We start from the raw sequence: 22,845 nt of genomic DNA, 5'->3' as shown, positions 1-22,845 counted from the left end.
TGTCTCCCTCCTGCGGATCCCTAGATTACTCACACAGCAGCAAGATCCTGTACCCCAAAGAAGTGAGGATCCCCGTGGGTTTCGTCCCCGTCACCGAGCTCGCCCACGACGCCGGCACTCGTGTCTTCGAACACGGCTGGCAGTCCTGGAGCCCCAGCGGTTGGTACCCGCTGGACGCGCGACCGCCGCGCCCGACCGCCCCCAATCACCACGTGATGGCCTACCGGCCCGGCGTCACCGCGGAGGGTTTCCAAGGCGAGGGTCTGCTGGCTGTTACGACCGGCAACGAGGTGACCGTGTTCGCTGCCTCGTCACCGGATCAGGTGCCGTCGATCCGCTGTGAGGTGCGAGGCGGCGTCGTGATGGTGTCTGCCGACGGTGACGTGCAGGTCAGCTCGGGCGAGTACGCGAACGCGAATCAGGCCTTGGCCGACTGGGCCGATGGATTCGCGCGCGGATCCGTCGAGCACGCCGTCCGGGTGTTCGGGCCGTCGTGGTGCAGTTGGTACGCCTACTGGGGCAAGGTCACCGAGCGCGACGTGATGACCGAGGTCCGGCAGTTCGACGAACAGGATCTCAGCGTCGACCTCGTGCTGCTCGACGAGGGCTACCAAGCAGAGATCGGCGACTGGCTGACCCCTCGCGAGGACTTCGGCTCGACCGTCCGGCTGGCTTCCGACATCCGCTCCAGCGGCCGACGAGCAGGTATCTGGGTCGCGCCCTTCCTCGTCGGCAGCAAGAGCGAGACCGCCCGCCGGCACCCCGAGTGGCTCGTCCCGGGCATCACCGCCGGCACCAATTGGGGCCAAGAGCAACTAGTACTCGACGTCACCCACCCGGGCGCGGCCCAACACCTTAGCGACGTCTTCACCGAACTGTGCCGCCAGGGCTACGACCACTTCAAACTCGACTTCCTGTACGCCGGCGCCATCGAAGGCGACCGTCACGAGCAGCTCGACGGCATCGCCGCCTACCGCACCGGCCTGCGCCTCCTCCGGGAAGCGGTCGGCCCGAATCGCATCCTGCACGGCTGCGGCGCCCCGATCCTGCCCAGCCTCGGTCTGGTGGACTGCATGCGGATCTCCCCGGACACCGACCCGCTGGTCGACCCGCCATCCGGCGACATCTCCCAACCCGGCCAGCGCGGCGCCCGTTCCACCTCGATCGCTCGCGAGTTCCTGCACGGCCGCTGGTGGGCCAACGATTCCGACTGCCTGATCGTGCGACCCGACGTACAGGCTCGTGAGGCGTGGGCCGCGCACATCGAGAACGCGCCCGGGCTACGGATGTCCAGCGATCCGATCGGCGACCTCGACCGGTGGGGCCTCGCCCGCACCCGGGAGTTGCTCACGCCCAGCTCGCCCCGGCCGCATCCGTTGCGGAATCCCGATGCTTAGGCCCGCGCCCCGACGCACCCGTCGCATCCAGCGGCAGCGACAGACGCTGGCCGGCTACGCGCTGCTCGCGCCGAGCATGGTCGGTGTCCTCGGCTTCCTGCTCGCGCCGGTGCTGATCGTGATCGTGCTCAGTCTCTTCGACTGGAAGTTGCTCTCCACCCCCGAGTTCATCGGCCTCGCCAACTACCGCGAGTTACTCGGCGACGCCGACGTCCGGCACTCCTTCCTCGTCACCCTGTACTACGTCCTGATCTGCGTGCCCGGCACCACCATCCTGTCGCTGCTTTTGGCGCTGCTGGTCAACCGCAAGCTCCGCGGCATGAGGTACTTCCGCGCACTCCTGGTGATCCCGTGGATGGCAACGCCGGTCGCGATGGGCCTGGTCTGGACGTGGATCTTCGATCCCGGCCGCGGTGCCCTGAACCAGTTCCTCGGCCTCTTCGGCCTCGACGGCCCGGCCTGGCTGTCGTCGCCCCTGCTGGCGATGCCGAGTGTCGCGGCCGTGCACATCTGGCAGTTCGCCGGCTACAACATGCTGTTCTTCCTGGCCGGGTTGCAGAACATCCCGGCATCGTTGCGCGAGGCATCGTCCCTGGACGGCGCGTCGCCGGTCGCACACTTCTTCGCCGTCACCCTGCCGTTGCTCCGGCCAACCATGCTGTTCGTGCTGATCACCAACGTGATCGGCTCCTTCCAGGCCTTCGACACGATCTTCGTGATGACCGAAGGCGGCCCCGGCGACAGCACCGAGGTGGCGACGTACCTGATCTACGACGAGGCGTTCCGCAAGTTCGACTTCGGCTACGCCTCGACGATCTCCGTGGGTCTGTTCGTGGTGATCCTGGTCGTCACGATCTCCCAGTTCGTCTACTTCGAGCGTCGCACGACGTACGACTTCTCCTGAGGTGGTGCCGATGTCGAGATACCGGATCCTGCCGTACGGCGTACTGATGGCCGGCTGCGTGTTCGCGATCTTCCCCTACTACCTCGCCCTCCTGACGGCATTCAAGGGCCCTGGGCAACTATTTGGTACGGCGCCTTGGGAGCCCGGGCTGCCACCGAGTACGGCGGCCTTCGACCGGCTGTTCGGATCGGGGTTCGGCGGGTACCTGGTCAACACGGTCGCGGTCACCGTGGGCATCACGGTCGGCCAGCTGGTGTTCGCCGTACTGGCTGCTTATGCCTTCGCACGCTTGTCGTTCCCCGGCCGCGACACCCTGTTCTGGGTCTATTTGTCGACCTTGATGGTTCCGCCGGTGGTGACGATGATCCCGCTCTACCTGATGATGCAGAAGCTCGGGCTGGTGGACACCTGGGCCGGGCTGATCCTGCCGACGATGTTCGGTACGCCGTACGCGATCTTCCTGTTACGCCAGTTCTTCCGGACCATCCCGGCGGATCTGGAGGACGCCGCCCGGATCGACGGCGCCGGGCGGGTGCGGACGCTGCTCTCGATCGTCCTGCCGCTGTCCAAGCCGATCCTGGTCACCGTCACCACGCTGGCCGTGGTCGCCAACTGGAACAGCTTCCTGTGGCCGCTGATCATCACCAGCAGCGAGGACAAGCGACTGCTCTCGGTCGGAATCGCCTTGTTCAAGAGCGAGATCGGCGTGGACTACAACGCGGTGATGGCCGGCAGCCTGATCGCGCTGGCGCCGCTGCTGGTGCTGTTCATCTTCTTCCAGCGCTTCATTGTTCGCTCGGTCGCCGTCACCGGGCTCAAGTAGGAGGCTCACCATGTCCCATCCCCTGTCACGACGGACCCTTCTGTTAGGCGCTGCCGGTCTGGCCGGTCTGACCGCCTGCGGCTCTTCGACCGACAAGGCAAGCAGCGGCGGTAAGACCGAGCTCGTCTATCGGCTGTGGGACGAGCAGCAGGAGGTCGGCTACAAGGCGGTCTTCGCCGCGTTCACCGCCGAGAATCCCAACATCACTGTCCGGATGGAGGTGCTGCCGTGGGATCAGTACTGGACCAAGCTCACCACTGAACTGGCCGGTGGCAAGGCGCCGGACGTCTTCTGGCTGACGGTCGAGAACTTCCCCGATCTGGCCGGCAAGGGCGTGCTCGCCCCTCTCGACGACCTGATCGCCAAGGCCGGGCTCAAGCTCGACTCGTACCACCCGAACGTCGTCCAGTCGTACAAGTTCGAGGACAAGCAGCTCGGTCTGCCGAAGGACCTCGGCGTGGTCGGCCTGCTCTACAACAAGACGCTGGTGGCCAAGGCCGGGATCACCATGCCCGATCAACTCACCTGGGCTCCCGACGGCTCGGGCAGCTTCCTGGAGATCGCCCGCAAGCTGACCGTCGGCGACAAGCAGTGGGGGTTCTGCTCCTGGAACCACAGCCAGACCCAGTGGCTGAACTGGATCGCGTCCAACGGCGGCAAGGCGATGGACAAGCCGTACGGCAGCTTCGACTTCGCCGGGCCGAAGTCGGTCGAGGCACTGCAATGGGCGCGCGACCTGATCTTCAAGTGGGGCGTCTCCCCCGACGGCACCCGGACGAACCCACCCACCGGGCAGGCCACCGAGATGTTCTACCGCGGCGAGGTGGCGATGTTCCCGGCCAACAACGCGCTGCTGCCGTTCGCGTTGCCCGAGGTGAAGTTCCCGATCGGCGTCGCCGCCCTGCCGGCCGGACCGTCCGGACGCACGGTGGTGATCAACGGGCTGGCCGAAGTGATGTTCGCCAGGACGAAGCACCCCGAGGAGGCCGGCAAGCTGATCGCGTTCCTCGGTTCGGAGAAGGCGCAGAAGCTGATGGGCGACGCGGGGTACGTCATCCCGGCTCTCAACGGTGCGAGCGCGGGCTACACGGCGTACTGGAAGAAGAAGGGCATCGACGTGCAGCCGTTCGTCGACTCCGCCGCCGGCAGCACGGTGAACATGCCGATCGCCGAGGGCTGGACCGCGAAGGTTGCCGAGATCAACAAGGCGATGAACGACGTCTACCTGGACAAGACCGACGTGGCCGGCGTCGCCGCCACCCTGGACAAGATCGGGAACAAGAAATGAAAGAGCTGCTCGACTCGACTCCCGTCGCCGATGACTCGTCGGTACTACGCGAGCGCCTGGCCGGCGAGGGGTATCTGTTCTTTCGCGGGCTGCTGCCGGCGGGGGTGATCAATGACGTCCGCGGGCAGATCGCCCAGATTCTCGCTGACAGCCACTGGCTGGCGCCCGAGTCGTCGCCCGATGACCTGCTCGCCTCGGGTCGCGCGGTGGAAGAGGGGTCGGCGGGATTCTTCGGTGCTTACACCGCGATCCAGAGCACGGAGGCGTTTCACGCGCTGGCGGTGCGGCCGGAGTTGCTGACGCTGGCGGAGCGGTTGCTCGGAGAGCCTGCCTTTGCGCATCCGGCGCATATCTGCCGGATCGCGCCGCCGTCGCCGGGGGCGAGTCCGACGCCGATCCATCAGGACTACAGGTTCATCCAGGGGTGCGTCGATACGTTGACGACCTGGTTGCCCTTGAGCGCCGCTCCCCCGGAGATCGGTGGGCTTCGGGTGTTCGCCGGGTCGCCGCGGCTCGGCGTACTGCCGGTGAAGGCATCCGACGGACCGGGCATGATGCGGGCCGAGGCCGATGAGGATCATCCCGAGTGGCGGACCACGACGTACCAACCAGGTGACGTGCTGCTGTTCAGCAGCCTGACCGTGCACGGCGCGATGCCGAACAAGACCAACCAGCTGCGGCTGTCGGCCGACTTCAGATACCAGGCAATCAGCTCGCCGATGGCGGTCGACGCCCTCGGAACGGGCAAGCCGCACTACCACCCGGACGTGCCCGACTTCCCCACCCTGACCCGAGGCTGGACCTCAACAATCAGCACCGAAGTCCCGCCCGGCGTCACCTACGTCGACCGCTTCGATCCGCGCCTGGACGACGTACCGACCCCACCCTCCCGCTTCGCCTACAGTCAGGCCGGGTAGAGAATCGGCTGGACCTTGGCGAGCATCTCGCGCAGTTCGGCGGCTCCCTCACGAACGAGCGCGCCGGCGTCGAGGGCGAGAGCATCACAGGCCTCCATCGCCTGCTCCCGCTCCGACGCGTACACCATGAAGACCGTCCCGGCGGCTTGTTCGATGTAGTGGCTGTACTGATCATCCGCCGAAGCCAACGCCTGAGCCACAATCGCGAACCCCACCAGGTCCTTCCGCCGAAGCAACGCCTCTGCGGTCACCAAGGTGACAAAGGTGTCGCGGCGATCAAGTACCCGTCGAACCAGCGGCTCCCGCGCCTCAGGCAGCTCGGCGAAGCTCGCCAACGCACGGCCCGCGTCTGCCCGATCGCGATAGTCGTCGCTGCCCGCAAGCTCAACCAACGCAGCAACCACCGCCCGCCTCCGCCGCTGATCCACACCCCCATCGTTTCACGAGCCAACCGCCAAGGCCGGTGAGTTAAGGCGGTTCGGGCTGTTTCAACGCTAACGTCCGAAGTTCCGCAGTACGTGGTTGGCGGTTTTTTCGGACGTTGTGCTGCGGGGGTTAGCCGGTACGGCGGGGGTGCGCTCGGATGCGGCCGGTGGGGTCGGTTCGTGGTTGCTCGCCGCTGCGGCCGGCTGGCAGGGGTGAGTGGTTGGGTTGCGAGGTTGCTGCCGGTGTTCGGTCGCGGTGGGCTGGGGGCTTTGTCTGGGCAGGAACCCCTCCTCCCCGAATGTGCTCGTCCCGTCCCGCCGCTCGGATTCGGCCGGAGGCGTCCGCGGTGGCTGGTCGCCGCTGCGGCCGGATCTACTGAGACGGGTCGCTGAGGTGGGCTACGGCTGAGGGGGATGGTGCGGTCGGCGATGACGTGCACGTTGTCTCGGGCTGACGGGCTATGGTTGCGGCCGGTAGCGAGGAGGCCTGATAGCTGACCCGCCGCGGTGGTTCTTCACTGGCCACCGATGTCCGCCAGGGCGGTCGCTCGCTGTTCACCTCAGGCAACGGCCACTGTCATCGCCGCCCCTTTGTGTAGCTCAGCCGTAGCCCGTCAGCCGTAGACGACGAAGAGCCCCGGTCACCGGCCGCACCATCCCCCTCAGCCACAGACTCGCCGTACTGGGCGCTTCAGTGGCCGCCGGAGGCGGGCGAATCGCGTCTTTGTGGAACCCCAGGGGCGCCCAGTGACCACGAGACTCCACAAAGACGAGCAGAACCGAGTTCCGCCAGCGGTTCGTAGCGCGCGGTGGCCCGGCCGCCGTCCAGCAAGGCGAAATGCTTCGTGGATGCAGCTTTGCGGGGTTCTGCTGTCATCCAGCGGCAGCAGATCCCCGTGAACCGGGCAAACCTGCAGTCGCTGCGGTTAACGTCCGAAGATACGAAGACCAGGTACTGCGGTCGTTCGGACGTTAGGCGGGTGGACTCGTGTTCCCAGCGGCGGGGCTGGGGTGCTGGGATACTGGGGGTGCTCCTGCTGCCCGCCCCGAGAGGTGTTGAAGGTGCCTAGATCTGTTGTGCGAAGTGCGGTTGTCACGTTCGTGCTTGCTCTGCTTGCGTTGTGGCCGCTTGCTCCGGCGGCTGCGGTTGAGGTTCGGCCTGCTGAGACGGTGCAGGCCAGGGCTCGGGGCGCGGAGGTTGTTGCGGTCGCGCCGGTTGCTGATCGGCTGGTGGATCTGTCTGTGCGCTCGTCGGCGCTCGGAGGGCGGACGGTGAAGGTGCGGCTGCTGACGCCGGACGGGTGGAATCCCAATGACCGGCGGCAGCATTGGCCGACGTTCTGGTTGCTGCATGGGTGCTGCGGCGACTACACGTCCTGGTCCGGGACCGACATCGCGAAGATCGACAGTCTCCGCAAGGTCCTGGTGGTCATGCCGGAGGCTGGTTGGAACGGCTGGTACAGCGACTGGTGGAACCACGGCGCGGGCGGCGACCCCGCCTGGGAGACCTTCCACACCACCGAGCTCCGGCAGCTGCTCGAGCGGGACTGGGGAGCCGGTTCGAAGCGGGTCGTCGCCGGCCTGTCGATGGGCGGTCAGGGATCACTCCTGTACGCCGCTCGCCACCCCGGCATGTTCCGCGCGGTCGCGTCGTACTCCGGCTCGGCGCATCCGCTGCTGAACGACGAGTCGGTGCAACGGATCATGGGCTTCTTCGCCGGCCAAGGCAACGACCCGCTCCGCGTCTGGGGCGATCCGGTCGCGCAACGCGGCATCTGGGCTGCGCACGACCCCTACTACCTGGCCAAGCGCCTGAAGTCCATGCCGGTCTATCTGTCCTGCGGTGACGGTACGGCGGGCCCATTCGATCCGCCCGGCAAGACCGATGCGTTGGAGGCCGACTTCAACCGCCAGAACCACGCCCTAGCCACCGCCCTCCAGCAGGCCGGCGCCCGACACCTGATCACCGACTTCTACGGCCCCGGAACCCACGGCTGGTCCTACTGGCAACGCGAACTCCACGACTCCCTACCCATGCTCCTCAAAGCCCTCGACCTGCCCCGCGGCTGATCGAAGAATCAGAACTGGCCCCACCTGACGTGGGTCGCGCCGACTCGGCTTTCGTAGTGGATCTGGTAGCCGTGGCGATGGGCCCACTCGCGCGCGGCCGTGGCCAGTTCGTCGGAGCCTGAGTTCAGGTAGTGGGTGGCCACGGTGCGATCGCCGTACGCCTTGAGGATCTCGATCATCCGGCTGATGGACGGGCGGCCCAGTTTGACCGCCAGGAAGATCAACTGGCGCAGCCCGCGATGCGCGAGCAGGACTCGGACCAGCGCGGGCTCGTAGATTCGTAGAGGAATCTCTTGCAGCGCGTCGTAGGCCCGTCGGCCCGCTTGACGTTCGAGCCATCCGCCCCAGGCGCTAAGCAGCCTGGCGCCCTTCAGGACCAGCTCCTCGGCTCGCCGCAGGTCGGCCATCTCGGCCGGCACCAGACCGAGCTTGTTGGTCAGGTGCTCGTCGGCGCCGTACTCCCGCAGCCGCTCGATGCTCTCCTGGCTCTCGTAGTAGTAGGCCAGATGCAGCGGAGTGTTCTTCTCCCGATCCCGCAAGCCGGGGGCGAGGCCGTTGGCCACCAACCGGGGCAGGTTCTCCGGACGCGTCCAGTCCGCAGCCGCCCGCTCCGCCTCCTGCAATTCGAGCCGCTTCTGATAGCGGTGCTGGCTGATGAGGCTGAGCATCACGCCGACGGCGATCGCAGCCACAGCCAGTACGCCGGTAACGCCCATCGCGCTGATTGCTGGGATCACCCACCAATTCTGCCGAACCCACCAGCTCACCGCAGCGGGATGGCAGCTTGGTGCCGGTCATCGCGCGGCGGTGCGCCGTTCGATCGATCGGACCACGGCGACCATGTCCGAGTCGTCGAGGCCGAGCGCCAGCGTCTCGCCGTACAGGGTGTGACAGACATCGAGCAGCGGTACGGCGACGCCGGTGGCGCGCGCTTGTTCGGCGATCAGGCGGTTGTTCTCCAGCACGTTCGCGATCGACGCCTGTACGTCGAAGTCGCCGGTGACGAGTTTGCGCACCTTCACGCGGGACACGCTGCTCGCCATCGGACCGGCGTCGAGCACTTCGGCGAACTGGTCGAGGGCGAGGCCGTGTTCGGCGGCGAAGTGGGTGGCTTCGGCGAGGCCGGTGACCATCGTGATCAGGAAGATGTTCACCGCGAGCTTGGTCAGCAGGCCGTTCGGCACCAGGCCGCAGTCGAACGTCTGGTGGCAGACCGGGCCGAGCAGCGCGCGGACCTGCGCCACGGCCGCGGGCTCGCCGGCCAGCATCGCGACCAGCTCGCCGGCCTCGGCGGGCTTGCGCGAACCGGAAACCGGCGCCTCGACGTAGCTGCCGCCGGCGGCGCGGATCGCGGCCTCGAGTCCACGTGAGTACTCGGGCGACGTCGTACCCATGTGCACGATCGTCCGGCCCGCGACCGCTGAAAAGGCCTCGGTGCCGCGGCCGAGGACGGCATCGATCGCCGGGCCGTCGGCCAGCATCACCAGCACGGCCTCGGCCTGCCGGAGGACCTCGATCGGAGACTCCGCGACCTTCGCGCCCGCCGCGCGGACCGGGTCGCAGCGGTCGGGCGAGCGGTTCCAGACGATCAGCTCCGCGCCGGCCCGGGCCAGGTTGAGTGCCATCGGCTGACCCATCACGCCGAGACCGAGGAACCCGATACCCATCGACGACTCCGTTCTATGACGACTGTCATAAGACGGTACTATGACAGCTGTCATATGACCAAAGGAGTTCCCGAATGAACCGGACTCCGCGCGAGCGGATGGTCTACAGCGCGGCCCAGCTGGTGCGGGCACGCGGCCCGGCCGGTATCGGCGTACGCGAGATCATCGAGCACGCCGGTGCGCCGCGTGGCTCGTTCCAGCACTACTTCCCCGGCGGCAAGGACCAGCTGGTCGGCGAGGCGGTGCTGTGGGCGGGCGACTTCGCCGCGCAGTGGGTCGCCCACTACCCGGAGACCACCAGCGGCCCGACGCCGAGCGGCCTGTTCGCGCACATGGTCAAGCCGTGGCAGGACGAGTTCGCCAAGCGGGGCTACGAGCGCGGCTGCCCGGTGATGGCATCCGTCGCCGACCTAGGCGGGACGGACGCCCCTCAGGTCCAGGCCGCGCTCGACCGCTGGGAGCAGGCCGTCACCGACGAACTGGTCCGGATGGGCATGTCAGCCGCCCGCTCCCGCCGCCTCGCGGTCCTGATGATCAGCACCCTCGAAGGCGCCATCATGTTCGCGCGCCTCCGCCAAGACCTGACCCCGCTCACCACAGCCGTCGACACCCTCTCTCCAGCGCTCAACCCCTAGCGGCCAACACCGGCGCCCGCCAGTTGGTCACCACGCCGAGCGTGCCGATAGTCATGGCCGGCGGCAGCGCCCGGTAGGCGGCGTTGCGCAGACCCACGAGGGCTCCATTGGTCAGCCGCTGACCCATTGCGCCCGACAGCCGGGCCAGGTTCGCAATCCGCCGAGCGCGTGGTCGGCGGGCCCGGTCGTACGCGGCCAGTGCGTCGGTGATCGAAGTGGTCCGAGCAAGCTCAGCAGCCAGTACGACGGCATCCTCCATCGCCTGTCCCGCACCCTGCCCGAGCGTGGGCAGCATGGCATGCGCGGCGTCGCCCAGCAGCACAACCTTGCCGCGGACGAACGACGCCGGATGGGTGGCCAACTGGTAGATGTCGTCGGGGCGAATCGCCTCCGGATCGGTAGCCGCAAGCAGCTCGGGGATCGGGTCATGCCAGTCCCCGACAAGTGCCCGGACGGCCGCGAGCTGGTCGTCGTGGCGAGTGCCAGGCGGTGCATTGACCGCGAGGTACCAATACGCTCGCCCGTCGACCATCGGGCCCATCCCGAATTCCATTCCGGGCCCCCAACTGAACCCCAGAACATCCGACCCCGTCCACGGTTCCGCGGTCACCGCGCGCCAGACCGTCGACCCGCCGTACGACGGCGCTGGGACCTCCGGCCAGAGCAGATTGCGGACAGTACTGCGGATCCCGTCGGCAGCGACGACCAGGTCGGCGACGATCTCACCTTCGCCGCCGGAGTCGGCGTACCGGACTGTGCCATCCGCGACCCCGACCACCGTCGCATCAGTCCGAACCACCTCGCTCGGCAGCGCTTCAAGCAAAATGCGATGCAACTCCGCCCGATGCATTCCGACCGTCCCGACGCGCACCGCCGCAGCTCCGGTCGCTCTAACGAGCCATTGACCGTCCCACCGTCGAATGGCGGGCGGCTGCAAGACGCTCATCTGCCGGATGCGTTCCCCCACACCCAGCTGATTCAGGCAGCTCAGCCCGTTCTCCATGATCGTCAGCCCGGCGCCGACCTCCCGGATCTGCGGCGCCCGCTCCAGAACCGTGACCGCCCAGCCCGTCCGCCGCAACGCCAACGCAGCAGCCAGCCCGCCGATTCCCCCACCCACAACAACCGCGGACCGCCCGTCCAGCATCATTGCCCCCAGCAACTTTCAGTCGTGTCCCCCAACACTGGCACAATCACCGCCCAGCAAACTCCCGGACCGGCACCATCTGCCCGATCGTGAGGCCCAAGCGGCCCAGGGCTAGTTCAGCGCCGCGAGGATGATGACGAGCAGGCACAGGGCGACGATGCCGCCGACCAGACCGAGCAGGAAGCCGAGGCCCTTCCGCTTCACCTTGGTGTGGCCGATGCTGCCGGCGGACGAGAACTGGTGGTACGGCGACGCGTAGAACACCGGGACCGCTTGGCCGGGCTGCACGGTGAAGTCGAGCGCGGCCTTGCCGAAGGTCATCATCCACTGGGAGTGGATCTCGACGTGCATCGGTCCGGCGAAGACCGGGATGTCGTTCCGGCCGTACTTGACCGGAACGAGGTAGCCGTTCAGATGTACCTTCGGCGGGATCAGGCTGTTCGTCATCACGCTGCCCTGGATGGTCAGCTGCAGTAACCCCGTCGGAGCCTGCGGTTGGGACTGCGGCGCCTGGAATTGCTGCGCCTGAAACTGCTGCGACGGATCCGGCTGGAACTGCGGCGGCTGCTGCGGGTAGCTCATGCGGCCCAACCATAGAGCGTCATTCACCTTGTCTGCTTCCCTGGCCCGTCAGCGGGTACCGGAAGCGGACAACTCGAGGAGGCGTCAGGGGTGGCCGAACTGGAAACGACGAACTGGTCGACGGAATGGGAGACGCGAGGCGCGGTGGTGTTGCCGCAACGCCGGCGACCCTTGTGGTGGCGAGCGGCTCTGGCCCTGTTCCTCGTCGCCAACTCAAGCCTTCAGCTCATCGACAACCTGCGTGACGACGAATCCATCATCCTCACCGTCCTGATAGGTATCGGACTCCCTTTCCTGGCCTGGTTCCTCGGCTACACGATCTGGCAGCTGATCACCCGCCGCCCACTGCTCCGCATCGATCACGCCGGCGTCCACTACGGAACAAGCAGCCGCATGCGAATCCCCTGGGACCGCGTCGACACGATCAGCGACCCCATCGGCAAGTGGCTCTTCGCCTACGTCAACGTGCGCCCGTACGACGAGAAGCCGCGCCGCCTGCCCATCTCCCACATCTACGTCGACGACCTCCGCCCCTTCGCCATCTGGTTGCGAGCCAGGCTGGAGGAAGAACGAAGGAGCGCCGGCCGATGAACCACGACTGGTCCCGTCGGCTGGATTCCGGCGAAACGATCGAGGTCCCGGTCCGCCGTGGTCCGCGGGTCTTCTACCCGGGCGGTCTTGTCCTGTTCGCCGCCGGGGGGATCTACCTGGCCATCTCGAGCGGCCACGATCCGCTGACAGGCTTTGCCCGGGTCGCCTTGATGCTGTGCGCGGGGGCCGTCGGCAGCTTCGCAGCCCGCGCACTTGGCCTGTACTACGGGATCGTCACCGGCCGATCGAAACTCACGATCACTCAGCAAGGGATCACCCGCGGCGATCACCACCTCGCCTGGACGAACATCCAGGACATCACCCTCCGCCCCACCCCTCCTGTACTGCGCTCCCTCGGCATCCGCACGGCCTTCGTGCGCATCCAGGCGTACCAACGGCTCCGGCACATCGACATCACCCGTGAACACGTCAAGGACCTCGAAGTCTTCACCGTCTGGCTACAGCGCACCCGGTCACTGGCCGAGGAGAGCGACAGCCACAGCGATCGCTAGGGCGAGGTCGAAGCCGGCGCAGAAGGCGGCGTACGAGCGCGTCACGACGGTGCCGGCGTGGTGGTAGGCGAGGTCCCAGGCGGCGTGGGCGAGTAGGCCGACGATGACGATCAGCGCCGCGGCGGTCGGAGCGCCGGTGGCAGCGGCGATGGCCAGTACGGCGAACCCGGCGGCTGCGACGACTTGGAGCTGGTTGTGGCGGTGGTTCCAGGCTCGGCGGCGCTGACCTGCCATCAGGATGATCAGCTGGGCGATTCCGAGGGCGCCGAGTGACACCCACTCGTTGCCGAGGAGGTCACCCAGCGCGATCAGCGGAAGGGTCCCGGCGAATCCCCACCAGGCGGCGGCTGGATGGCCGACGGCCGCGGCGACGAGGTAGATCGCCGCGCACATCATCAGTGCGGACGGGATTCCGCCGTCGGCACCGATGATGACGGCGGCGACGATCCCGATGACGGCCGGCACAGCCGAGTGCAACAACACGGTTCGATTGGCGGTGACAGTAGGCATGGTTACTCCTCTTGAGAATCAGACGCGGTGCGGCGTTTGCTGGCCGACGAGGTAGGCGGCGGTCCCCAGGAGAACGCCGGTCGGCAGCCAGGCGGCCGGTGCCGTGACGATTCCCGCTGCCGCTGTGACGATCAGTAGCGGCCGCGCGGCCGAAGAACCGGTTGCCGCGAGCACCGTTGCGACCGCGGCCAGGATCAGCACCCCGATCGTGAGGACCGAGCCCGCGGTGACGAGCGTCAGCAGACCGGTGGGGACGTCGCCGGCGTCGATGCCGAAGATGTTGATCACTCCGGCGAAGTCGAGGCCGGCCAGTGGAATCGGGATGGCGCTGGCCACTCCGAGTGCTGCCAGGGCGGCTGCGACGAGTCGTTGGGACGAGCTGTTCATGGTGTTGCTCCGTTCCGGTTGGCGGTGTCTCCAAGCCTGCTCAAGGAGTCCGTGCCGCGGCAGGGTGCGAGCCGGAGTCTGCGATGGCGGCTAGCCGCCATACCGGTTCGGTGGACAGCCGGTATGGCGCAATCCGGTGCCGGGCAGGCATCCTCAAGCGGTGTCTTCTCCACCAACCGTGATCCGGACCGCCGCCTGGGCCGTCCTGGCCTTCGCGACCGGAGTCGGGGTGGTTGGCCTGATCGCGCGGAGCCGGCAGGAAGACGGGGCCGAGGCGGCCATGTCCGCCGTACTCGCGGTCACGGTCGGCTGGGCCTACATCGGCAGCGGCCTGGTGGCGTCCCGGTACGGCAGGACCCGGATCGGCATGCTGCTGGTCTTCATCGGCTTCGCCTGGTTCGCGACGTACCTTGCCTACAGCAACGACAGCTTCTGGTTCACGCTCGGAACCGCGCTGGAGGACATCTACCTGATCGGCGTGATGTACCTGATCCTCGTCTTCCCCCGCGGCAGCCTGAGCGGTCGCGCCGACCGCGTGCTGATGGCGGCCACCGTCGTACTCGGAACCGTCGTCGAGCTGGCCTGGCTGGTCCTGGCCGACTCCGGCGAACTCGTCTGCGATGGCTGTCCGGAGAACGTGCTGCAGATCGTCCGCGACGACGACTGGGCCCGCCGGATCCTCGAGTTCCAGCGGAGCGCCGCGCTGGCCGCCAGTCTGCTCGCCGCCGCCGTCATCGTCCGGCGCATCCGCCGCGCCTCGTCACCCCAGCGACGAGCCCTCGCCCCCGTCCTCTGGACCGGCGGCGCGCTCTGCGCGGCTCTGGGCGTGACCATCGTCAACGACGTCACGGGCGAGCCACTGGGACCGGCCCCGAACTTCATGCGCGGCCTGGTCTTCGCCGCCGTACCGGTCGCGATCCTCGCGTCGCTCCTGCAGCAACGACTCGCCCGCGGTGCCGTCGCGCAACTGATGGTCGAGCTGGACGCCGGAGTCGACCTGCGGACAGCGCTCAGCCAGGCACTCGGTGATCCCAGCCTGACGCTGGGCTACTGGCGACCGGCCACGCGGACCTACGTCGACGCGGCGGGACAGCCGTTCGACCCGGTGGCCGACGATCCCGGTCAGGCAACCACGGCGGTACGGCGGCATGGGCAACCCGTCGCGATCCTCCGGCACGACGTCTCGCTCCAGGACGATCGCGACCTGATCGATTCGGCCTGCGCGGCGGCAGGGATGGCGTTGGAGAACGAGCGCCTGCGAGCCGACCTCGAGGCCCGCCTCACCGAACTGCGCGCCTCCCGGGAACGGCTCGTCCGCGCGACCGAGTCCGAACGCACCCGGATCGAACGCGACCTGCACGACGGCGCCCAACAACGACTGGTCGCGGTCGCGATGGCGATCGCGTCGGCCGAGTCCGACCTCAACCGCGATCCGGCCGCGGCCGGGACAGCACTCGACGACGCCCGCAACGGACTGATCCGCGCGATGGACGAACTACGCACTCTCAGCCAAGGCATCCGGCCCGCTGTCCTGGTCGAACGTGGCCTCGGCCCCGCCCTCACGGACCTGGCGAACCGGTCGACCGTGCCCGCCACGGTCGACCTCCGGCTGAGCGCCGCCGTACCGGCCGAGATCGAGACCGCGGCCTATTTCGTCGCCAGCGAGGCGATCACCAACACGGCCAAGCATGCCCGCGCCGGCAAATTGACCCTCACCGCCGAGACGCACGGCGATATTCTGCGCCTGCACGTGGTCGACGACGGCTGCGGCGGCGCCGACCTGCGGCACGGCAGCGGCCTGCGTGGTCTCACCGATAGGGTCGAAGCATTCGGAGGAACCTTGAGCATTCACAGCCCGTCCGGCGCCGGGACGTCCCTCACGGTGGAGCTGCCATGCGGATAGTCGTCGCCGACGACGCCGTCATCCTGCGCGAGGGCCTGGGCAAGCTCCTCCAGGGCGCGGGCTTCGAGATCGCCGGACTGGCAGCGGACGCCACCGAGCTTCTCGCACTGGTCGAGAGCACCCAGCCCGACGTCGCGATCATCGACATCCGGATGCCACCGACCTTCACCGACGAAGGGCTGCAGGCGGCCCGCACCATCCGGACGACCCACCCACAGGTCGGCATCCTGATCCTGTCCCAGCACGTGCAACCTTCCTACGCTGTCGAGCTCCTGTCCGACAGCACCGAAGGCGTCGGCTACCTGCTCAAGGATCGCGTCGCCAAGCTCGACGAACTCGCCACCAGCATCCGTACCGTGGCGAACGGCGGCTCGGTCCTCGACCCGACCGTCGTCACCCAGCTGCTCGCCCACCGCCGCCGGACCGACGACCCCCTCGACCGGCTCACTCCCCGTGAGCACGAAGTCCTCGCTCTGATGGCCCAGGGCCTCACCAACAGAGGGATCGCCGACCGCCTGTTCATCAGCGAGAACACCGTCGAGAAACACGTCGGCAGCATCTTCGCGACCCTCCACGTCCCCACCACGACCGACGACCACCGCCGCGTCCTCGCCGTCATCACCTACCTCGACGGCCGAAGCTGATGCCTGTTCACCGGCCCTTCCTCACGGTGCGGGGTGCGGCTGAGCACAATCTGCGTGATGTCGATGTCGCCTTCGGGCCGGGGCTGACCGCAGTCGTCGGCGTTTCCGGGTCGGGTAAGTCGTCGTTGGCGTTCGACGTCGTCTACAGCGAGGCTCGACGTCGGTTCGTGGAGTCGTTGGGTCTCGGCGGAAACGGTGCGCGGGTGCCCGCTGCGCGCGTCCGAAGCATTGCGGGTCTGGGGCCAGCAGTCGCTGTCGCCCAGAACGTTCTCAACCGGAACCCAGCCTCGACGGTGGCGACGTCGGTCGGCCTGCATCCCTTCCTGCGGATCCTGTACTCACGGTTCGCCGAGGTCGAGTGTCCGCAGTGCCTGATCCCGGTTCGGGCCGTCTCCGCCGAGGAGCGCCTCGCTACCGCCCTGGATCTGCTGGCGCACCAAGACACGGTGGATGTCGACGTTGCCATCGTTCGCGGGCTTCCGGGGAGCCATGCGCGCATGCTTGCCGGTGTGCAGTTCCACCAGGTCTTCGTCGACGGACGCCCCTGGACAGCAAGCCTCCGCCTCGATCCGAAGCTGCCGCACGATGTCGTGGTTCGAGTGGCCACCCTTCAGCGCGGCCTGTCGGCGGCCGAGGTCCGGGCCGCTCTCGAGCAGGCCGACGCGTTGGGCAGGCCCGAGGTGTTGCTCGCTGGTACGCCGGTACTCCGCGCCCCGATCTGCCCGCAGTGCGGCACCTGGGTCCGCCCTCTCGAACCGTCGGCCTTCCGTGGCGACACCGACACCTCGTCGCACCGCATCGCCGGCCTCACGCTCCCCGATCTGCTGGGCCGATCGGTGAGCGACGTACTCGAGTTCGTCCAGCAACTCTCTCAAGCCCAACGCATTCAAGACGAGCTGGTACGACGCCTGCGCCCTCTGCAGGAACTGGGTCTCGGCTACCTCGCTCTCGATCGGTCGATGCCGTCCCTGTCACGTGGTGAGGCGCAACGCACCCGGCTCGCGGTCGTGCTCTCCGGGCGGCTTGAAGATCTCCTGCACGTCCTCGACGAGCCGACCATCGGCTTGCACCACAGCGATCTCCAGCGGCTGATGGACGCCATCGTCTCCCTGCCCGGTCCGGTGCTGATGGTCGAGCACGACGCGCTGGCCGTCGCCATGGCCGACGACGTCGTGGAGATTGGGCCCGCTGGCGGCAGCGCTGGCGGACGACTGGTGTTTCAAGGCCCGCCCGCAGAGCTGTGGCGGGCAGACACCGCATCGGGCCGCAGCTTCTCGGCCAGCACCCGTCCGCAGCGCTCGCGTCGCCCAGCAGGTGACAGCCGGATCCGCCTGACCGGAGCGAACCTGCGCAATCTCCGCGACGTCGACTGCGACATCCCGCTCGGATCGCTGACGGTCATCACAGGCCCATCCGGAGCCGGCAAGACCACCTTGAGCCACGAGGTACTGCTGGCCTCCCTGCGCGAGCGTCAGCCAGTCGGGTGTACGACGTTCGATGCCCCGGCGATGCGAGCTCGCGCAGTCGACCAGGCCCCGCTGGGTAACAACCCGCGCTCCAACCCGGCGACGTACACCAAGGTCTTCGACGGGATCCGCGACATCTTCGCGAGTGAGACCGGGCGGTCCGCCTCGGAGTTCACCTTCAACCGGGCAGAGGGTGCCTGTGCGGAGTGTGAGGGGATGGGGTCGGTGGCGATCGGCATGAGCTACCTGGCGCCGATCTGGGTTCCCTGCGAGGCCTGTGACGGGCAGCGCTTCCGGTCCGACGTCCTCGAAGCGACCTGGCGAGGCCGCTCGATCGCCGACGTACTGGCGTTGAGCATCGACGAGGCCGAAGCGCTGTTCGCCGAACACCCGTCGGTGCAACGCATCCTGGGTTCCTTGCAAGAGGTTGGGCTGGGCTATCTGACGCTCGGGCAGCCGTCTCCGAGCCTGTCCGGTGGGGAAGCGCAACGGGTACGGCTGGCCCGCGAGGTCGCCAAGGCCCGGGCCGGCGATCTGGTGCTGCTCGACGAACCCACGACCGGTCTGCACCCTGGCGACCTCGATCGGTTGCTCGCGGTGCTCGATCGGCTGACGGACAACGGCTGCACGGTCGTCGTGGTCGAGCACCAGCCCGAGGTGATCGCTGCCGCTGACTGGCGCATCGACCTTGGCCCGGGCGGCGGCCCCGAAGGCGGACGTCTGCAGCATTCCGGTCCGCCTGTGGCCGAGGCACCGCGTCAGATCCGGCCACGCGCAAAGCCGCGCAGCAAGCGGCGGTCCAGCGACGCCATCCAGGTCCGTGGTGCTCGCGCTCACAACCTGCAGGGAATCGACGTCGACTTCGCCAAGAACCGATTCACCGTCGTGACCGGCGTATCGGGTTCGGGCAAGTCGTCCTTGGTCCATGACGTCGTGGAAGCCGAGGCGAACCGGCGGTTGCTGGAGTGCCTATCGGTCTACGAGCGCCAGTCGGTTCGCGAAGGCCCGGAGGCTCCGGTCGACGCGCTGACCGGGCTCGGTCCCACGATGAGCATCGACGCGTCCGGGCTGGTCTTCGACGCACGCGGCCCGGGCTTCTACGTCTGGGATGCGGACCGCGTGACCGTCGGCCGATCCAGCGATCTCGAGCGTCTGCTCGCGATAATCATTGCCCGAGCTGGCGTCCGCACCTGCCTCGTCTGCAACCACGACACGGTACGCCGTACCTCGCCCAAAGCCGATTCCCCGTGGAACTGCAGCTCCTGCGGCGCCAGCGCAGTACCGATCGAGCCACGTCATCTGCTGGGTTCACCGCTGTCGGCTTGTCCGCAGTGCCTGGGGCTCGGGGTCGAGCGCGAGTTCGACTTCACCAAGCTGATCGTCAACCCAGATGCGCCCATCGTGGACGGCGTCTTCGGTGGCAGCTTGGCCTGGTTCCGCGCAACTGGGGGCCTTGAGCCACCAATGCGGGCGTTGGCCGAGCACTACAAGTTCGACCTCGACAACACTCCCTGGGCGCAGCTGAGCAAGCAGGTCCAGCACGCCGTCCTGTACGGCGACGCGGTGGCCCCGGCCGGGAACGATATCCGCCAGGGCGATTCGTGGGCCGGCTTGAACCAGTGGGCCGCGAATGACCTTGGCAGCAAGGATTCGACCGTGTTTCCATGCCGGGAATGCGGAGGCAGTCGGCTGCGGCCGCCGTACCTTTCGATTCGCGTCCAAGGGCGCGCGCGGGACGAGCTCTTCGCAGCGTCGCTCGTCGACCTGGAAACCGTTCTGGCCTCGATGCCCGCGCCTGACGATCAACAAGCAGCCGATGCCCTCACCACCGCGCTGCACCGGCTCGGCTTCCTCCGCGCCATCGGCCTCGGCTATCTCCAGCTGAACCGATCGACGTGGACCCTGTCTGCCGGTGAAGCCCAACGAATCAAGCTCGCGTCGGTGCTCGGCGCCGGGCTGGTCGGCATGACGGTCTTGCTCGACGAGCCCTCCAGGGGCCTGCATCCCTCCGAGGTGACCACGCTGGCCCGAACGCTGACCGAACTGCGGGCCGCCGGCAACACCGTCATTGCTGTCGAGCACGACCCGACGCTGATCCGCGCGGCCGACGACATCATCGAGATCGGCCCCGGTGCCGGCCAAGCGGGTGGGCGCGTGGTCCCACTGGACAGCCCAGAGTCGGTGACGCTCGTCGTTCCAACTCTGCGCCGCGGCCGTCGGGTGCCGACCGGTTGGATGCAGGTCACCGGAGCGCGGGAGAACAACCTCGATGGGATAGACGTCCGCATCCCCCTCGGCGTACTCGTCGGGGTCTGTGGGGTATCGGGTTCGGGCAAGTCCTCGCTCGTCGTCGACACCATCGCGCTCGGCCTGAACCGGCCGAAGACGAACATCCCCGGCCGCGGCGTGGTTCGCGTCGAGCCCGGCGCCCACGACACCATCTCCGGCGCGCCCGCGCGCACAGTGGTGGCCGACCAGTCCCGCGCCGAGATCACCTCACCGGGGATGTACCTCGGACTGATCGGTGCCCTCCGCAAGGAGTTTGCCGCGAGCGAGGAGGCCGTCGAGCAGGGCCTCACGATCAAGGACCTCGCCTACCGCTGCGATGCCTGCAAGGGCAAAGGGGTGTGGCAGCAGGACATGGCGTTCCTGCCGACGGTGTCCCAGACCTGCGAGGCCTGTGGCGGATCCGGCTATCGACACGAGGCCGCTGCCCTGCACGAGCGCGGCCGGAACCTGGCCGACCTCGAAGCCCTGACCATCGCCGAACTCGTCGAGGAGTGGGGAGACATCGACCTGGTACGCCGAGTCGGTGGCGCCGCAATCACGCTCGGGCTCGGTTACCTCGTCGTACGGCAACCGGGCTGGAGTCTCTCGGGTGGTGAGGCCCAGCGGCTCAAGCTGGCCAAGGAATTCGCCCGATCGACAAAGTCAACTGCCCTTTATGTGTTGGACGAACCCACCGTCGGACTGCAGGCCACGGATGTCGCGGTACTCGTCCAGACCCTCGACACACTCGTTGCCGCTGGCAATAGCCTGCTGGTTGTCGAGCACGACCCGGCCTTCCTCGCGGCCTGCGACTGGGTGATCGAACTCGGCCCTGGCGCAGGCCCTGACGGCGGCCGGATCGTCTTCGAGGGCACGCCGGAAGCGCTGACCGGCACAGCCACCGCGCCCTACGTTGCCGAGGTGCTGCGATGACCATCACCACCCTGCTCCTCGGAGACCCGTCCCCGTCACTGCGCTGGCGTGCCGCCCGCGAACTCGACGGTGCCCCCGACGATGACGCGGAGGTGATCGCCTGGCGTGCCGAGATCGACCGCAGCCCCGAGATCGCCGTACTGGTGAAGCGCCTGGAAGCAGCCGACACGCAGCCGTCGACCGCGGGCTACCTCCTCTGCCAACTGGCCCACCTCGGCTACCGCGGCCCTGCGACCAAGGCCGCGGTCGAGAAGCTCTTCGCCCTCCAGCAGCCAGACGGCTCGTGGTCTACGCCCGGCCCGATCGAAGGCGCGCGCTTCATCACCATGCACACCGTCGTACCCCTGCGCGGAATCGCCGCCGCCGGCTTCGCCACTGATCCACGCGCCGAGCGCGCCTACGAATGGCTCCTCAGCGTCCGCCTCCCAGACGGTTCCTGGCCCTCCGGCCCCAAGTCCGACCCCAGCCCACCGGAGAAGCCCTACCGCCGCCTACCCAACGGACTCGGCTGCCGCTCCGCCACCACCGGCGCCGCCGCCTGCCTGGCCCTACACCCCGAGCACCACCACTCCGCCCCAGCCCAAGCCGCCGTCAACCACCTCTTGGCCCGCGGCTCCCACGACACCTCAACCCTCGGCTGGGAAACCTCCCGCCTCCTAGGCCTAGAACCGGCCAAAGGCCAAGTCACCTTCTACGTAACCCCCGACCCAGCCTTCCACCTGGACCTAGCCTCCCGCTGCGGCATCTCCCCCCACACCCTCACCACCCACCTAGAGCACCTCCGCGGCCCCTACGGCCTCTGGCAACACCCCACCCACCCACAACTAACCGGCTGGCTCTCCCTCAACCTCGAGTCCAGCCTCCGCCGCCTCCACGACAGCGACTAACGCAGGACAACCTGCGCCCGCGGTCCGGCCGGTTTGTGATCCCGCCGGTGAGGCAGGCCCGCCACGGTCGCTACCAGCACAGTCCGAGCCATTTAACGTGCCCCGCACGGCTTTCTGCCAGGTGGACTGACGGACCGGGCGGACTGGCGGGACTGGGGAGCCGTCCCCCTCCGAAAACGCATGTAGAACTCCCCAGCGCCGCGCCACCACTGACGGCCGGAGACACCAAGCGGAGGCCGGAGACCTATGGCAACAGGTCTCCGGCAACCACAAGGTGTCTCACGCCACCACTGACGGCGCGAGACCGACCATCTGCCCTGCGATTGGACTCCACAGTCGAGGCGGGGCTGCATGTGGTGGTGCGACGAGTGGTCAGCGGGGAGTGACCTCGAAGACGGTTGTGTTGCCTTTTACGGAGCGGACTTGGACGGTGTAGCCGCCGATTGCCACGGCCTTGCCGCCTAGGCGCGCGGTTGCTGCGGCCTCGCCTACGTAGATCCGGACGCCGTTCTTGACCTGTTCGGGCGTGAACATCTGACCGTCGGCGCCGCAGGTGAACGAGCCTCCGACGATCGAGCTGCCGTCGATCAGGCTCATGTTGATGTTGTCGCGCGTGAAGGTGCCGACGCACTTCGCCGGCGCCGGCTTCACCGTCGGCTTCGGCTTGGGCTTCGAGGGGGTCACCGTGGGCGTCGTCGGCGCGGGGGTAGGAGTGGGAGTCGGCGTCGCACTCGGCTGTGGTGCTGACGTGGTGCCGGAACCCGATCCACACGCGCCCAAAGCAAAACAAAGCACGACAAGGGCCACTCCCGCGCAGTGACGCCTGAGCTGATTCATGTGGATCAGTTTGCTCGAATGGCGCATTCCTTCCGCGGTCGTGACCCATTGT

General features: G+C 67.8%; 21 protein-coding genes. 13 read left to right on the top strand and 8 right to left on the bottom strand.

Features of this window, described 5'->3' with window-relative positions:
- Positions 1-62 precede the first annotated feature (62 nt).
- From OG474_RS22850 to OG474_RS22830, 5 genes are read left to right on the top strand one after another with little or no spacing between them, the layout of a single operon-like run.
- The gene (locus OG474_RS22850) at positions 63-1,397 is read left to right on the top strand and encodes a glycoside hydrolase family 36 protein (RefSeq protein WP_405064397.1); all 1,335 of its coding nucleotides are present in this window, start codon (positions 63-65) and stop codon (positions 1,395-1,397) included.
- On the top strand, positions 1,390-2,301 hold the full coding sequence (locus OG474_RS22845) for a carbohydrate ABC transporter permease (RefSeq protein ID WP_405064396.1): 912 nt from the start codon (positions 1,390-1,392) through the stop codon (positions 2,299-2,301). Before OG474_RS22850 ends, OG474_RS22845 begins: the two co-directional genes overlap by 8 nt.
- 10 nt (positions 2,302-2,311) lie before the next feature.
- A complete protein-coding gene (locus OG474_RS22840) occupies positions 2,312-3,124 on the top strand; it encodes a carbohydrate ABC transporter permease (RefSeq protein ID WP_405064395.1) in 813 nt (270 codons plus the stop codon).
- A 10-nt stretch (positions 3,125-3,134) separates the two neighbouring features.
- Positions 3,135-4,412: an ABC transporter substrate-binding protein gene (locus tag OG474_RS22835; protein ID WP_405064394.1), complete on the top strand. Its 1,278-nt coding sequence runs from the start codon at positions 3,135-3,137 to the stop codon at positions 4,410-4,412.
- Positions 4,409-5,329: a phytanoyl-CoA dioxygenase family protein gene (locus OG474_RS22830; RefSeq protein ID WP_405064393.1), complete on the top strand. Its 921-nt coding sequence runs from the start codon at positions 4,409-4,411 to the stop codon at positions 5,327-5,329. Before OG474_RS22835 ends, OG474_RS22830 begins: the two co-directional genes overlap by 4 nt.
- Here OG474_RS22830 and OG474_RS22825 read toward each other — a convergent pair.
- Complete coding sequence (locus tag OG474_RS22825) at positions 5,317-5,733, bottom strand: hypothetical protein (protein WP_405064392.1); 417 nt, start codon at positions 5,731-5,733, stop codon at positions 5,317-5,319. The two genes, OG474_RS22830 and OG474_RS22825, sit on opposite strands and share 13 nt — an antisense overlap.
- A 1,083-nt stretch (positions 5,734-6,816) precedes the next feature.
- Between OG474_RS22825 and OG474_RS22820 the strand changes: the two genes are divergently transcribed.
- Positions 6,817-7,824 (top strand): alpha/beta hydrolase, encoded by a 1,008-nt coding sequence (locus OG474_RS22820; RefSeq protein ID WP_405064391.1) that lies wholly within the window; start codon positions 6,817-6,819, stop codon positions 7,822-7,824.
- Positions 7,825-7,832: 8 nt separating this feature from the next.
- Here OG474_RS22820 and OG474_RS22815 read toward each other — a convergent pair whose 3' ends face one another.
- Together OG474_RS22815 and OG474_RS22810 are read right to left on the bottom strand one after the other, a co-directional pair.
- Positions 7,833-8,561, bottom strand: a complete 729-nt coding sequence (locus OG474_RS22815) for a hypothetical protein (RefSeq protein WP_405064390.1) — start codon at positions 8,559-8,561, stop codon at positions 7,833-7,835.
- A gap of 57 nt (positions 8,562-8,618) precedes the next feature.
- Positions 8,619-9,491 carry an NAD(P)-dependent oxidoreductase gene (locus OG474_RS22810; RefSeq protein ID WP_405064389.1) on the bottom strand — a complete coding sequence of 291 codons (873 nt, stop codon included), beginning with the start codon at positions 9,489-9,491 and terminating at the stop codon, positions 8,619-8,621.
- A gap of 74 nt (positions 9,492-9,565) precedes the next feature.
- Between OG474_RS22810 and OG474_RS22805 the strand changes: the two genes are divergently transcribed.
- Positions 9,566-10,126 (top strand): TetR/AcrR family transcriptional regulator, encoded by a 561-nt coding sequence (locus OG474_RS22805; RefSeq protein ID WP_405064388.1) that lies wholly within the window; start codon positions 9,566-9,568, stop codon positions 10,124-10,126.
- Here OG474_RS22805 and OG474_RS22800 read toward each other — a convergent pair.
- Both OG474_RS22800 and OG474_RS22795 read right to left on the bottom strand, forming a co-directional pair.
- On the bottom strand, positions 10,116-11,276 hold the full coding sequence (locus OG474_RS22800; protein ID WP_405064387.1) for an FAD-dependent monooxygenase: 1,161 nt from the start codon (positions 11,274-11,276) through the stop codon (positions 10,116-10,118). The genes OG474_RS22805 and OG474_RS22800 overlap by 11 nt on opposite strands.
- A gap of 108 nt (positions 11,277-11,384) precedes the next feature.
- On the bottom strand, positions 11,385-11,855 hold the full coding sequence (locus OG474_RS22795; protein WP_405064386.1) for a hypothetical protein: 471 nt from the start codon (positions 11,853-11,855) through the stop codon (positions 11,385-11,387).
- Positions 11,856-11,945: 90 nt separating this feature from the next.
- Between OG474_RS22795 and OG474_RS22790 the strand changes: the two genes are divergently transcribed.
- Both OG474_RS22790 and OG474_RS22785 read left to right on the top strand, forming a co-directional pair.
- Complete coding sequence (locus OG474_RS22790) at positions 11,946-12,446, top strand: hypothetical protein (protein WP_405064385.1); 501 nt, start codon at positions 11,946-11,948, stop codon at positions 12,444-12,446.
- Complete coding sequence (locus OG474_RS22785) at positions 12,443-12,958, top strand: hypothetical protein (protein WP_405064384.1); 516 nt, start codon at positions 12,443-12,445, stop codon at positions 12,956-12,958. Before OG474_RS22790 ends, OG474_RS22785 begins: the two co-directional genes overlap by 4 nt.
- Here OG474_RS22785 and OG474_RS22780 read toward each other — a convergent pair.
- Complete coding sequence (locus OG474_RS22780; protein WP_405064383.1) at positions 12,920-13,468, bottom strand: hypothetical protein; 549 nt, start codon at positions 13,466-13,468, stop codon at positions 12,920-12,922. The genes OG474_RS22785 and OG474_RS22780 overlap by 39 nt on opposite strands.
- An 18-nt stretch (positions 13,469-13,486) precedes the next feature.
- Positions 13,487-13,855 (bottom strand): hypothetical protein, encoded by a 369-nt coding sequence (locus OG474_RS22775; RefSeq protein ID WP_405064382.1) that lies wholly within the window; start codon positions 13,853-13,855, stop codon positions 13,487-13,489.
- 160 nt (positions 13,856-14,015) lie between these two features.
- Here OG474_RS22775 and OG474_RS22770 point away from each other — a divergent pair, with 160 nt between their 5' ends.
- Genes OG474_RS22770 through OG474_RS22755 form a run of 4 tightly spaced genes read left to right on the top strand, consistent with a single transcriptional unit; the run spans position 14,016 to position 21,956 of the window.
- The gene (locus OG474_RS22770) at positions 14,016-15,758 is read left to right on the top strand and encodes a sensor histidine kinase (protein ID WP_405064381.1); all 1,743 of its coding nucleotides are present in this window, start codon (positions 14,016-14,018) and stop codon (positions 15,756-15,758) included.
- Entirely contained in the window at positions 15,749-16,402 is a 654-nt protein-coding gene (locus tag OG474_RS22765) for a response regulator (RefSeq protein ID WP_405064380.1), read from the top strand. Before OG474_RS22770 ends, OG474_RS22765 begins: the two co-directional genes overlap by 10 nt.
- Positions 16,402-21,069 carry a hypothetical protein gene (locus tag OG474_RS22760; protein ID WP_405064379.1) on the top strand — a complete coding sequence of 1,556 codons (4,668 nt, stop codon included), beginning with the start codon at positions 16,402-16,404 and terminating at the stop codon, positions 21,067-21,069. The genes OG474_RS22765 and OG474_RS22760 overlap by 1 nt, the downstream gene beginning before the upstream one ends.
- Positions 21,066-21,956: a prenyltransferase/squalene oxidase repeat-containing protein gene (locus tag OG474_RS22755; protein ID WP_405064378.1), complete on the top strand. Its 891-nt coding sequence runs from the start codon at positions 21,066-21,068 to the stop codon at positions 21,954-21,956. Before OG474_RS22760 ends, OG474_RS22755 begins: the two co-directional genes overlap by 4 nt.
- Positions 21,957-22,328: 372 nt before the next feature.
- On the opposite strand, the gene OG474_RS22750 is transcribed toward OG474_RS22755, so the two are convergent.
- A complete protein-coding gene (locus tag OG474_RS22750; protein ID WP_405064377.1) occupies positions 22,329-22,640 on the bottom strand; it encodes a hypothetical protein in 312 nt (103 codons plus the stop codon).
- Positions 22,641-22,845: the final 205 nt, after the last annotated feature.

It is taken from the genome of Kribbella sp. NBC_01505 (assembly GCF_045040285.1).
In the GTDB taxonomy this organism is placed as follows: Bacteria; Actinomycetota; Actinomycetes; order Propionibacteriales; family Kribbellaceae; genus Kribbella.
The sequence above is the reverse complement of the archived record's forward strand: the minus strand, read 5'-3'. Positions and strand labels throughout refer to the sequence as shown.